The sequence below is a fragment of the Streptomyces sp. Ag82_O1-12 genome (genome assembly GCF_900182715.1).
In the GTDB taxonomy this organism is placed as follows: domain Bacteria; phylum Actinomycetota; class Actinomycetes; order Streptomycetales; family Streptomycetaceae; genus Streptomyces; species Streptomyces massasporeus.
The window spans coordinates 998274-1010606 of the sequence record NZ_FXUW01000001.1 but is presented as its reverse complement, the minus strand read 5'-3'; the positions used below and the strand labels follow the sequence as shown (position 1 = coordinate 1010606).

The 12333-nt window shown below is 71.0% G+C and carries 13 protein-coding genes; 10 read left to right on the top strand and 3 right to left on the bottom strand.

Going from position 1 to position 12333, the window contains the following annotated elements; all coding sequences use genetic code 11:
• Nucleotides 1-129: 129 nt before the first annotated feature.
• The 3 genes from QOL88_RS04645 to QOL88_RS04635 all read left to right on the top strand — a co-directional run bounded on the left by QOL88_RS04645 (nt 130) and on the right by QOL88_RS04635 (nt 2634).
• Nucleotides 130-1074, top strand: a complete 945-nt coding sequence (locus QOL88_RS04645) for an aromatase/cyclase (protein ID WP_097215210.1) — start codon at nt 130-132, stop codon at nt 1072-1074.
• Nucleotides 1075-1168: 94 nt separating this feature from the next.
• On the top strand, nt 1169-1426 hold the full coding sequence (locus QOL88_RS04640) for an acyl carrier protein (RefSeq protein ID WP_031110855.1): 258 nt from the start codon (nt 1169-1171) through the stop codon (nt 1424-1426).
• Nucleotides 1423-2634, top strand: coding sequence for an acyl-CoA dehydrogenase family protein (locus QOL88_RS04635; RefSeq protein ID WP_257027502.1), 1212 nt, complete (start codon nt 1423-1425; stop codon nt 2632-2634). The genes QOL88_RS04640 and QOL88_RS04635 overlap by 4 nt, the downstream gene beginning before the upstream one ends.
• 83 nt (nt 2635-2717) lie before the next feature.
• On the opposite strand, the gene QOL88_RS04630 is transcribed toward QOL88_RS04635, so the two are convergent.
• Entirely contained in the window at nt 2718-3932 is a 1215-nt protein-coding gene (locus QOL88_RS04630; RefSeq protein WP_097215209.1) for a beta-ketoacyl synthase N-terminal-like domain-containing protein, read from the bottom strand.
• A complete protein-coding gene (locus tag QOL88_RS04625) occupies nt 3929-5197 on the bottom strand; it encodes a beta-ketoacyl-[acyl-carrier-protein] synthase family protein (RefSeq protein WP_097215208.1) in 1269 nt (422 codons plus the stop codon). The genes QOL88_RS04630 and QOL88_RS04625 overlap by 4 nt, the downstream gene beginning before the upstream one ends.
• 257 nt (nt 5198-5454) lie before the next feature.
• Here QOL88_RS04625 and QOL88_RS04620 point away from each other — a divergent pair, with 257 nt between their 5' ends.
• The 5 genes from QOL88_RS04620 to QOL88_RS04600 all read left to right on the top strand — a co-directional run bounded on the left by QOL88_RS04620 (nt 5455) and on the right by QOL88_RS04600 (nt 9402).
• A complete protein-coding gene (locus QOL88_RS04620; RefSeq protein WP_179878770.1) occupies nt 5455-5922 on the top strand; it encodes an SRPBCC family protein in 468 nt (155 codons plus the stop codon).
• Nucleotides 5923-5924: 2 nt separating this feature from the next.
• The gene (locus tag QOL88_RS04615) at nt 5925-6842 is read left to right on the top strand and encodes an MBL fold metallo-hydrolase (protein WP_257027501.1); all 918 of its coding nucleotides are present in this window, start codon (nt 5925-5927) and stop codon (nt 6840-6842) included.
• Between the two features lie 69 nt (nt 6843-6911).
• Complete coding sequence (locus QOL88_RS04610; RefSeq protein ID WP_097215206.1) at nt 6912-7691, top strand: SDR family NAD(P)-dependent oxidoreductase; 780 nt, start codon at nt 6912-6914, stop codon at nt 7689-7691.
• Between the two features lie 371 nt (nt 7692-8062).
• On the top strand, nt 8063-8992 hold the full coding sequence (locus QOL88_RS04605; protein ID WP_097215205.1) for an AfsR/SARP family transcriptional regulator: 930 nt from the start codon (nt 8063-8065) through the stop codon (nt 8990-8992).
• Nucleotides 8989-9402, top strand: coding sequence for a nuclear transport factor 2 family protein (locus QOL88_RS04600; protein ID WP_218892911.1), 414 nt, complete (start codon nt 8989-8991; stop codon nt 9400-9402). The genes QOL88_RS04605 and QOL88_RS04600 overlap by 4 nt, the downstream gene beginning before the upstream one ends.
• A gap of 20 nt (nt 9403-9422) precedes the next feature.
• On the opposite strand, the gene QOL88_RS04595 is transcribed toward QOL88_RS04600, so the two are convergent.
• On the bottom strand, nt 9423-9920 hold the full coding sequence (locus QOL88_RS04595; RefSeq protein ID WP_097215203.1) for a hypothetical protein: 498 nt from the start codon (nt 9918-9920) through the stop codon (nt 9423-9425).
• Nucleotides 9921-10547: 627 nt separating this feature from the next.
• Between QOL88_RS04595 and QOL88_RS04590 the strand changes: the two genes are divergently transcribed.
• Both QOL88_RS04590 and QOL88_RS04585 read left to right on the top strand, forming a co-directional pair.
• Complete coding sequence (locus QOL88_RS04590) at nt 10548-11531, top strand: daunorubicin resistance protein DrrA family ABC transporter ATP-binding protein (RefSeq protein ID WP_031103237.1); 984 nt, start codon at nt 10548-10550, stop codon at nt 11529-11531.
• Nucleotides 11528-12331, top strand: coding sequence for an ABC transporter permease (locus QOL88_RS04585; RefSeq protein WP_031103238.1), 804 nt, complete (start codon nt 11528-11530; stop codon nt 12329-12331). The genes QOL88_RS04590 and QOL88_RS04585 overlap by 4 nt, the downstream gene beginning before the upstream one ends.
• Nucleotides 12332-12333 lie beyond the last annotated feature (2 nt).

The window sequence follows — 12333 nt, the reverse complement described above, 5'->3', positions numbered from 1 at the left end:
GACCGTCCCCGGCCCCCACACGCCGCCTCCCCACGCGCGCCGGTCCCCCCAACGCGCCGGCCCCCACAGCGCCGGGCCCCCCGGCCCCAACCCGCCCGACGACACCCGATGGTGAGGAGAGAGCCCGTCATGAGCGACACCGAGGCGACGCAGGTGACGCACAGGATCGACATCGAGGCACCGGCGGACGCCGTGTACCGCGTCGTCTCCGATGTGCGCCTGTGGCCGCTGTACTTCCCGCCCACCGTTCGCGCCGAACGGACGCGGGGCGACGACAGCGACGAACACATCCGCATCTGGGCCGTGGCCCACGGCGAGGTGCGCACCTGGGAGTCCCGGCGCCGACTGGACCCCGCCGCGCGCAGCGTGCGCTTCGAACAGACCCGGCCCGCCGATCCGGTGGCCGCGATGGGCGGCCGCTGGGAGGTCCGTGAACGCGGCGACAAGGCCTGCACGGTGGTCCTCGACCACCACTACCGGGCCGTCGGCGACGACCCGGCCGCCCTGGCGCGCATCGCCGAGGCCGTCGAGACCAACAGCGTCTCGGAGCTGGACCACCTGCGCCTGGCGGCCGAGCGGTCCGGGACCGAGGAGGACCTCTTGCTGGACTTCTCCGACACCGAGGTGATCACCGGTTCGGCCGCCGACGTCTACGACTTCCTCCAGGACGCGGCGAAGTGGCCGGACCGTCTCGGGCACGTCGTCCGGCTGGACCTGCGGGAGAAGGAGCCCGGCCTGCAGTACATGGAGATGGACACCCGCGCACCGGACGGCTCCGTGCACACCACCGTCTCCGGCCGGGTCTGCTTCCCGCAGCGGCAGATCGTCTACAAGCAGACCAAGCTGCCCCCCGTGCTGCGCGCCCACAACGGCGAGTGGCTGGTGGAGGACGCAGCCGACGGCACGGTCCGGGTCACCGCCCGCCACCAGGTGCTCCTCGACCCCGAGGGCATCGCCGCCCTCCCCGCGCCCCCCGCCACCCTCCAGGCCGCCCGGGACGCCGTACAGCACTCCCTGAGCTCCAACAGCCGGGCCACGCTGGCCAGGGCCCGCGCCTTCGCCGAATCCCGCTGACCGGATCCGGCCGGATCCGCTCCGACCCACACGGCCCGCCCACGCGATCCGTGCCGCACCCCACCACCCGAGAACCACACCGAGGAGAGCCCCCATGGCAGAGCTGACCATCGACGAACTCAAGGGATTCCTGCTGCGCGCCGTCGGTGAGGACGAGACCATCGACCTGTCCGGCGACATCCGCGACACCCCCCTCGCCGACCTGGGCTTCGACTCGCTCGCCGTCATCGCCACGACGAGCGCGCTGGAACAGCACTTCCAGGTCAAGCTCGGGGACGACGACGCCTCCGGCCTCGACACGCCCGGGGACTTCCTCGACGTCTTCAACCGCCGCCTGACGCAGGCCGCGTGACGGTGGCCGCGCCCGCTTCGGTCCAGCCCGCGTCCCCCGGTACCGGGGCGCGGGCCGCTGACATCCTCGACCGCGTACGGACGTTCGTACACGCCGAGGTCCTCCCGGCGGCGGACCACTTCGACACCCTCCCGCCCGCTCCCACCCCGGCCTCGGTCCGCCTGGCCGAGGCCGGGCTGGCCAACTGGTGGATACCCGGCGAGTACGGGGGCCAGGGCGTCTCGCTGCGTGACAGCGTGGACATCGTCTCGGAACTGTCCTACGGAGACGCCGGCTTCGCCTTCGGTTCCTTCCTGTCCGTGCTCGGCACCACCATGCTCCAGCTCTCCGGCGCCGACGACCTGACCAGGCCGCACCTGGAGCGCCTGGCCCGGGACGGCGGCGTCCTCGGCATCCTCGCCAGTGAGGAGGAGGCGGGCAGCGAACTCGGACGCATCACGACGACCTGCCGCCGCGCCGGGGACAGCGTGGTCGTCACCGGCGACAAGTACTTCTCCACCAACACCGACGCCGCCGGCCTGCTGCTGGTCGTCGCCCGGGACGCCGCCGACGACGCCGACTTCGGCGTGGTCCTGGTGCCCCGGCACACCGAGGGCGTGGAACTGGACCAGCGCTGGAACATGATCGGCATGCGTGGCTCGGCCACCTACCGGGTCGCGCTGCGCGACTGTGCCGTACCGGCCGATCACCGTCTGCCCGGGAACGGTCTGCGGCTGCTGGAGATCGGGCTCAACGCCAGCCGCATCCTCATCGCCGCGACCGCCATCGGCATGGCCCGCCGGGTGCGCGACCTGGCCATGGAGTACGCGGCGTCCAAACGGGTGCACGGCGCACCGCTCACACGCAACGCGGTCTTCGCCGGAAAGCTCGGCCAGATCGAGATGCTGATCGACGTGATGCGCAACCAGTGCCGCGCGGCCGCTGAGGAGTTCGACGGTTACCTGGCCGGCGGCGACGCCGCGGGGGCCCTGTACCGGGTGGGCACGCTGCGCTCCGCGCTGGCCGCGAAGATGTACTGCGGCCAGGCCGGCTGGCAGGTGGCGACCATCGGCTCCGAGATGTTCGGCGGTCTCGGCTACACCCACGAGCACCCCATCGGGAAGCTGGTCCGCGACCTGCGCTACGTCGGTCTGGTGGAGGGCGGGGACGACGTGATCCGGGAGCTGCTGTTCACCCGGTACGTCGTTCCGACGGGCAAACGGCGCTGACCTTCCGGCGCCGGCCGCCGAACAGGAGGGCCCGCACAGGCCTGGGGCCCGGCTCGTACGAGCCGGGCCCCAGGCCTGTGCGCTCAGGGCGCCGTGAGGACCATCGCCGAGGCGAAGCCTCCGTGGCCGCGCGCCAGCACCAGCGCCGTGCGGAACTCCCCACCGCGAGGCTCCCCGACCACCAAGTCGATGCGCGGGTCCACCTCCTCGGGCGCGAGGCCGGGCACGGGCGGGACGAGCCCGTCGCGCATGCTGAGCAGGGCCGTGACCGCGTCGAGGGCCGACCCCCCGGACATCAGCCGTCCCACCAGCGCCTTGGGCGTGCTCACCGGCACCCCGCCGGCTCCGAACAGACCGGTCAGGGCCTCCGCCTCGGCCCGGTCGAGATCCGGGCTGCCCGCGGCATCGGCGAACACCACGTCGACGGCCCCGGCCGGCAGTCCGGCGTCCGCCAGCGCACCGCGCGCGGCCCGCGCCAGTCCGTCGCCGCCGGAGCCCGAGGGGTCCGGGTCGAAGGCGGCCGCGTGACCGGCGACCGAGCCCAGCACGGGCACACCGCGTTCGGCGGCGGACGCACGGGACTCCAGCACCATGACGGCACCGCCCTCCCCGGGCACGAACCCCGAGGACGAGGAGTGGAACGGCAGGTAGGCCCGCTCGGGGTCGGTCCCGTGGCTCACTCCGGTGGCCACGGACACGGTCGAGACGCCGTACGGGCAGAGCACGCTGTCGAATCCGCCGGTGAGCATGACCGGCGTCCCGCGGCGGACCCTCCTGCGGGCGAAGGCGATCGAGTCCAGGCCACCGGCCTGCTCCGAGACGACGACACCACTGGGGCCGCGCAGCGCGTTCCGGATGGAGATCTGCCCGGTGTTGACGGCGTAGTACCAGGCGAACGACATGTAGGGACTGACCGACTCCCACCCCGTGCCCCACAGCCGTTGCAACTGCTGCTGGCCGAACTCCAGACCGCCGCTGGCGCTGGAGACGGCCACCCCGGCGCCGAACTCGGGGAGGTCCGCGGGGTCGACCACGGCGGCGGCCAGCGCGTTGTCGGCGCACATCATGGCCAGTTGGGTGAGCCGGTCGGTCTGCGGCAGCAGCTTCCTGGGGAAGGTGCTCTCCGCGCCGGACGGGGGTATCTCGGCGGCCAGCCGCACCGGATAGCCGGTGGCGTCGAACCGGCTGATGGGCTGGATCGCCGAGACGCCCTTGAGGGCTGCGGCCCAGTAGGTCTCCAGGCCGACTCCGTTCGGTGCGACGGTGTCCGCACCCGTGACAACGACGTCCTTGGTCATGCTGCGGTCCGCTCCAGACTCGTGAGCACCATCGCGCTCTGGAAACCTCCGAAACCACTGCCCACCGTGAGGACCGCGTCCAGCCGCTTCTCCCGGGCGGTGTTCGGCACGTAGTCCAGGTCGCACTCGGGATCCGGCTCGTGCAGGTTGGCCGTGGGGACGACCACGCCGTGCCGCATGGACAGGGCGCACGCCGCGATCTCCAGCGATCCGATCGCGCCGAGGGAGTGTCCGATCATGGACTTGATGCCGCTCATGGGCGTGTCGTAGGCGTGCTGCCCGAGACTCCGCTTCACGGCGGCCGTCTCGTGCCGGTCGTTCTGCTTGGTGCCGGAGCCGTGGGCGTTGACGTAGTCCACCGCACCGGGATCGACCCGGGCGTCCGCCAGGGCCAGGTCGATGGCCTCGGACATCTCCCGGCCCTCCGCCGTCAGTCCGGTCATGTGGTAGGCGTTGCAGCGCGCCGCGTACCCGGACACCTCCGCGTAGACCGTCGCCCCGCGCCGCCGGGCGTGCTCCAGTTCCTCCAGGATCAGTACGGCCGACCCTTCGCCCAGGATCAGGCCGGTGCGGGTCCGGTCGAAGGGGCGGCACGCCGTGGCCGGGTCGTCGTTGCGCGCGGATGTGGCCCGGATGACGTCGAAACAGGTCACGGTGATGGGCGAGATGGGGGCGTCGGTCGCGCCGGTGACCATCACGTCGGCCTCGCCGTCCCGGATCAGCTCGGCCGCGTAGCCCACCGAGTCGATGCCCGAGGTGCAGCCGGTGGACACCACCGAGGCGGGCCCGAGGGCGCCCGTGGTGCGGGCGACCTCGGAGGCGATGGAACTGGGCAGGAAGTAGTCGTACAGGTGGGGCACCGCGAACGACGGGTCCACGACCCAGTTCCGGCCGCCCTCGGAGAGCACGGAGTACTCCCGCTCCATGGTGGTGGTGCCGCCCACGGCGCTGCCGAGGGCCACCCCGGTGCGTTCGGCGAGCGCACCGTCGATCTCCAGGCCGCTGTCGGCGAGGGCCTCGCCGGCCGCCACCATGGCAAGCTGGGAGACCCGGTCGGTGCGGCGTACCTGCTGCGGGGTCAGACCGAGGGCGAGCGGATCGAAGTCGCACTCGGCGGCGACGCGGCAGCGGTGTCCGCTCGCGTCGAACTGCGTGATCGTACGGGTCGCCGTCCTGCCCTCGACGAGGAGCCGCCAGAAGGATTCGGTTCCGATCCCTCCCGGCGCGACGACGCCGATTCCGGTGATGACTGCCCTTCGGGCCATGAGGCTCCTTCGCGGTGACGATGAGTCGGATGGCGCGGGCCGGTGTCGTTCCGTGCCGCTCGCGGCACCACTCGGGACGGACGGACCGTGCTCGCCCGCCAGCCTGCGCCGCGGTCCTCGACTCACGGTCCAGTGGCGTTGGAACGCGCCACGCGCCGAGGGACGGCCCCGGGGGGTTCGAGCCGTGCTCCACACGAGGTCGAGGCGGCCCGATGACGGTGGCGGCACACTCCTGCACCCGGCGGAAGGAAGAGTTCATGCCGCACGGTTCCGTACCCGATGTCCGCAAGTGGGTCGAGGTCGACGCCGACCCCCAGCGCTGCTTCGAGGTGTTCACCGAGCGAATGGCGGACTGGTGGCCGCCCTCGCACGTGCTGCTGTCGAAGCCCCGGGCCGGTCTGGCCATGGAGCCGAAGGCCGGCGGTCGCTACTACGAGTGGGACGAGGAGGGCACCGAGATCGACTGGGGCACCGTGCTCGAGTGGAACCCCCCGCACGGACTGCGTCTGACCTGGCGGGTGGACGGCCGGTGGCAGTCGGTGCCGGACGACGAGCGGGCCAGCGAGATCGAGGTCGTCTTCACACCGGCCGGCCCCGGCCGCACCCGGATCGAGCTCGCGCACGTCCGGCTGGACAAGCACGGCCCTGACGCGGAGCGCATCTTCCAGGCGCTGGACGGGCCGAGCCCCGGTGAGACGCTGCAGCGCTTCTCGGAGGTGGTCTGAGCGTGGCCGCCGGCACGGCGGCGCCCCCGGCCCTGCGTGAAGTGGCCGAAGGCGTCCATGTCTACGAACAGTTGCCCGGCGGCTGGTGCGTGAACAACGCGGGGCTGATCGCGGCCGGCGGGCAGGCGGTGCTGATCGACACGGCGGCCACCCGGGCACGGGCGCGACGCCTGCGCGAGGCCGTGGAACGGGTCGCCCCCGGCGGGCCGGACGCCGTGGTCAACACCCACTTCCACGGTGACCACGTCTTCGGCAACGACCAGTTCGCACCGCGGGCCTCCGTCATCGCCCACGAGCTCACCCGCTCCGACATGGCGGAAGCGGGCCTCGCGCTGTGCGGCATCTGGCCTGACGTCGACTGGGGCGAGCCCGAACTCACCCTGCCCGACACGACGTTCACCGACCGGCTCACGCTGCGGCTGGGCGAACTGACGGTGGAACTGTCACGGGTGGGTCCGGCCCACACGGCGAGCGACGTGGTCGCCTGGGTGCCGCGGCGCGGCGTGCTCTTCACCGGGGACGTCGCCTGGTCGGGCGTCACCCCGTACGTCCTGATGGGTTCCGTGGAGGGGTCCCTGCGGGCCCTGGCCGAACTGCGCGGCCTGGGACCGGAGATCGTCGTCCCCGGCCATGGGCCGGCGGGCGGGCCGGAGGTCCTCGACGCCACCGAGGCGTATCTGCGGTGGCTGCGCCGGCTGGCCGAGGGCGGCCGGCGGGAGGGCAGGACCGTCCTGGAGACGGCCAAGCACGCGGACCTCGGGCCGTTCGCCGCGCTCGTCGACGCCGAGCGCCTGGTGGGCAATCTGCATCGCGCCTTCGCGGAACTCGACGGACTCGCCCCGGGGGAGCGCGTCGATGTGGGCGCCTCCCTGCGGGAGATGGCCGAGTTCAACGGTGGACTGCCGCACTGCGCCGCCTGACCGGTGGCCCGGAGACGAGCCGTCGGCCCGAGCCGACGAGCCGACGTGCCGACGAGAAGGAGAGACAACATGACCAGTGCGCGAACCGCCTTCATCACGGGCGTCAGCAGCGGGATCGGGCTCGCCACGGCCCGTACGCTGGCCCGCCAGGGCGTCGCCGTCTTCGGCTGCGCACGCGAGGGCAAGAAGGTCGCCGAAGTCGTGGAGGAACTGCGCGACGCCGGCTGCACGGCGGACGGCACCTCCTGCGACGTCACCTCCGGTGAACAGATCAGTGCCGCGGTGGCGGCAGCGACCGAGCGCTTCGGCCGGATCGACATCCTCGTCAACAACGCCGGCCGCGGCGGTGGCGGGGAGATCGCCGATCTGGCGGAGGACCTCTGGCTGGACGTCCTGGAAACCAACCTGACCAGCGTGTTCCGGGTGACCAAGGAGGTGCTGCGGGCCGGTGGCATGCTGGAGGCGGGGTGGGGACGCATCGTCAACATCGCCTCGACGGCCGGCAAGCAGGGCGTCATGTACGCGGCTCCGTACACGGCGTCCAAGCACGGTGTCGTCGGCTTCACCAAGTCCGTGGGCTTCGAACTGGCCCAGCGCGGCATCACGGTGAACGCGGTGTGTCCCGGCTACGTGGAGACGCCCATGGCGGTCCGGGTACGGCAGGGTTACGCGGCCCACTGGGGCATCACGGAGCAGGAGGTCCTCGACCGGTTCAACGCCAAGATCCCGCTGGGCCGTTACGCGACCCCGGAGGAGGTGGCGGGGCTGGTCGGCTATCTGGTGACGGACTCCGCCGCGTCGATCACCGCGCAGGCGCTCAATGTCTGCGGGGGGCTCGGGAACTACTGAGCGCGTATACGAACGGCGTGGGGCCCGCACCCGGACCAGCCGGATGCGGGCCCGAATGTTGTTCTGCGCATGTCAAGCAGGGCCCTGGGTGACACGCCGATCGAGTCAGATTCGAGTTGGCTGATGAATATTCCAGGACGGTTTTAGGAAGGAATCCGATCGTCGGTGACGCATTGCCCGCCCAGGTCGATTGGTTGACCGGCTGACAGGGCGTACATAGGCTGACGGTCGTCGCTGACGCAGGTAATGACGGGGGGTTGCCTGATCCACCACATACAGCGCCTTGAGCCAGGACGTGGCCAAACGTGCAAGTGCTCGGCACCGTCCCGCGGTCTGACCATCCGTGGAGCTGCACTTTACTGGGGGAATTCGTGAGCATACGTCTTCTGGGAGAGCTGAACGCTACCTTAAACGGCCGATCGGTGACACCGACCGCCGCGAAGCCTCGTCAGGTTCTGGCCATGCTGGCTCTGAGTGCCGGACGCATTGTCTCGGTGCCCGCCCTCATCGAGGAACTCTGGGGTGACCGCCCGCCGATGAGTGTCCGGACCACACTGCAGACCTACATACTCCAGCTGCGCAGGCTGATCGACTCGGCCCTGCCGGCGGGAGCGCCGACCCGCGCCAAGGATGTCCTGGTCACCCGCTTCGACGGCTATCTGCTCGACGTCGCGGCCGAGGATGTGGACGTGTGGGTCTACGAACAGCTGGTGGACGCCGGCAACCAGGCCATCGAGCGCGGCGACTACGAGGCCGCCTCGCGTCACCTGGGCCGGGCGCTGGACCAGTGGCAGGGGCACGCGCTCGCCGATGTGCGCGTGGGCATGCCACTGAGCATCGAGGTGGCCAGGCTCGAGGAGAGCAGGCTCATCGCTCTGGACAACCGGATCGGCGCGGAGATACGGCTCGGCCGGCACAACGCCGTGCTCAGCGAACTCACCGTGCTGACCGCCAAGCACCCGATGCACGAGAACCTCTGCGCCCACCACATGGTTTCGCTCTACCGGGCCGGGCGGCAGTCGCAGGCACTGGAAGTGTTCCGCAACCTGCGCCAGACCCTGAACCGGGAGCTGGGCGTGGAGCCGTCGGTCCGGCTGCAGAAACTGCAACGGGCGGTTCTGCGCTCCGAACTGGACCTGGAGGCGCCGCCGCCGGTGCGGCGGATGCGAGCCGAGGCCGTTCCGGCCGCGGTGGTGCCCGGAGCGGGCCGTGACGAGGAGACGAGCGGCGTTCCCATCGGCGAACCGGCGGGGACGGGACACCTGATGACCAGGATGGGGGGCAACGGATGGCAGCGGTGAGCACCGAGCTCTACGTGGAGGTGCTGCGCTTCTACGCGGGGCAGATGGCCTTGCTGGACTCGCTGGACCTCGACGGATACGCCGACACGTTCACCGAGGACGGCGTCACGCACCATGTGCACCGCGGGCAGAAGCTGGAGGGCAGGGGAGCCCTGCTCGAGCACGCCCGCGCGGCCCTGCCCCGCTACCGGGAGGTCGTGGTCCGGCACTGGAACGACAACTACCGGATGGAGCAGGCCGGGGACGGCTCCCTGACGGTGGCCTACGGCTCCCTCGTGACGCTCACGGACAAGGAGGGCCAGGTCAGGTTCGAGTCGACCTACGCCGTCACGGACGTCCTGGTCCGCGTGGACGGCCGGCTGCGTACCCGGTCCCGGACGCTGCTCCGGGACCGGCCCGCGGCGGCCTGAGCGATTCAGGCCGGACGGGTTCAGCAGGCGTCGGTACGGCTCTCGCGGCGCATCTGGGACGTGACGGAGAACGAGTCCTGCTCGTGTCCGGCCGCGTCGAGGAACGCCCCCTCGCCCACCGTCGTGAAGCGGTCACCGTGCTGGGTGGCCCGGTGGGTGGCAGTGAGATAGCCCGTGGTGGTCCCCGCGCCGTCGAAGAACCGTTCCTTCACTGTAAAGGTGAAGGTGTTGCGGCCGGTGCTGTGCCAGATCCCCCGCCCCTCGATGCCCCCGTCGGGCCCGGGGGGTGGGGCGATCAGGCACAGCGTGCCGTTCGGCCGGAGCGACATCCGCGCCTCGACCTGCCCGGTCGGGAAGGTCACGATGCCGTTCCACACGCCGACGGGAGCGGCCTTGAGCCGCGCTACGGCGCCGACGGGCGGAGCCGCCGGAGTCTCGGCGGCTCCCGCGGCCGAGGGGAGAAGAGGCACGAGGGCGAGCGCGCCCACGAGGGTGAGGGCGCCGAGTCTCCGGCTCATCGTCAGTCATCCGTTTCCCGGTCCGTGACGGACCGTTGGTGCGGCAAGGGGTGGACGGAACCGGTCACGGACGGCGGGGCGGTGAGCGGCCCCGCGCCTCCCGTGACGCGGTGCCGACACGGTGCGGCCCCGCGCTATGGACTGCCTGGATTGCGCCTCGACCGGGCGGCACCGCCCGCGTGCCCGGCCCGCAGCAGGCGCTTTCCCCCGCCGAACCGTGGCCGGTTCCCCTCGCCTGCGGAGGAGCCCGGCACGTGCTTTCACCCGGGGGCGCCGGATGTCTTTGCGGTTTCGATCGCCCACGGAGGCGCCGGAACAGGGATTTCTGCTTGATCTTTGCATTACCTTCCTTTTGCCTCGGTCGAAATCCCCCTCTGGGCATGATCGACCGGTGACTTAACCGCGGAAGCCGCCCCAGCCGCTCGTGGATCCGGCGTTATTCGACTCGCTGTCCAGTGCGCTCGGCCAAGAATGTGAACCGCTCGATCCCGCGGAAGACAATGGTTTCCCGTGGCACCCGGCGACGGCGGACAAAAGCTGTCCGCGATCGGTCCTACGGTGTGAGCGCCTTGGCGGAGCCGTCGGGGCACCAATGCGAGCTCGCGCCACGCGGGTGAGGGAGGAGCAATGACGAACGCGATCGTTGCCGAGGGGCTGAGGCGGAGTTTCGGCCCCAACACGGCACTGGACGGATTCGATCTGACAGTGCGGGAGGGCACGGTCCACGGGCTGCTGGGCCCCAACGGCTCGGGCAAGACCACGACGGTGCGAGTGCTGTCGACCCTGCTCAGGCCGGACGCGGGCCGGGCCACGGTGGCCGGCCTCGACGTGCTGACCAAAGCGCCCGAACTGCGCCGGCTGATCGGCCTGTCCGGACAGTACGCCGCCGTGGACGAGGACCTGACCGCCCGGGAGAACCTGCGGATGGTGGCCAGGCTGTACCACCTGGGCGCCACGGCGAGCAGGCAGCGGGCCGACGAACTGCTGGAGCGGTTCGGCCTGACCAAGGACGCCGACCGGCCGGTGAAGGGTTACTCGGGCGGTATGCGCCGCCGGGTCGACCTCGCCTGCGCGGTGGTCTCCAAACCTCAGGTGCTGTTCCTCGACGAACCCACGACCGGACTGGACGTACGCAGCCGGATGGCCATGTGGGACGTCATCTCGGAACTGGTGCGCGGCGGCAGCACGCTGCTGCTCACCACCCAGTACCTGGAGGAGGCCGACCAACTGGCCGACCGGATCACCGTGATGGACCAGGGCAGGGTCATCGCCGAGGGCACCCCCGACGAGCTGAAGGACCGGGTGGGCGGGGAGCGCCTGGAGATCACCGTGGGCAGCGCCTCGGATGCGGCCGAGGCCGGCACCCTGCTGCGCGACATCGCCCAGGGCGGCGAGACGTCCGTCGACGAGGAGAACAACCGGGTCATCGTGCCCGTCGCCGACGGACCGGAGGCCCTCGTGAACAGCGTGCGGCTGCTGGACCGTTCACAGGTGCGCCTGGTGGGCACCACGCTGCGCAGGCCCAGCATGGACGAGGTCTTCCTCGCCCTCACCGAACGTCCGCCGGCCGGCGAACAGGCCGCGGACCGGGCGAAGGAGGAAGTGAAGTGAGCGCCCTCAGCCAGGCCGTCGAGGACGGCGTCACCCTTACCAAGCGCAACGTCATCAAGAACCTGCGCAACCCCGACATCGTCGTCTTCGCCAGCGCCGCGCCGATCGCCTTCGCCCTGCTCTTCGGCTTCGTCTTCGGCAGCGCGATCGACGTGTACGGCTCCAACTACCGCGAGTTCATGGTCATCGGCATCCTCACCCAGACGATGCTGCTGACCGCGACGAACACCGGCGTCGGCATCGCCCACGACATGAAGCTGGGACTGATCGACCGCTTCCGCTCGCTGCCCATCTCGCAGTCGGCGGTGCTGGTCGGCCGGACCAACGGCGACGCGGTCAACAACCTGCTGGTCATCGTGCTGATGTCGCTCACCGGCCTGTTGATGGGATGGCGGATCCGGGGCGGTGTCGTCGACGCGGCGATCGCCTTCCTGCTGCTGTTCCTCTTCGCCTACGCCGCCTCGTGGATCACCGCGGCCATCGGCCTGACGGCGAAGTCGCCCGAGGTGCTCGGCAACGCCATGCTCATGGTGTTGCTGCCGCTCACCTTCATCTCCAACTCGTTCGTGCCGAGCGAGGGACTGCCCAGTGTCCTGCGGGTGGTCGCGGACTGGAACCCCGTCTCGGCCGTGGTCGAGGCGTGCCGGCAACTGTTCGGGAACATCCCGGCCGGCCGGCCCGAACCCGAAGTGTGGCCCCTGCAGAACCCGGTCCTCGCCTCGTTCCTGTGGGTGGCGCTGATTCTCGCGATCTTCGTGCCGCTGGCCGTCCAGCGCTACAAGAAGGCCGTGAGCCAGTGAAC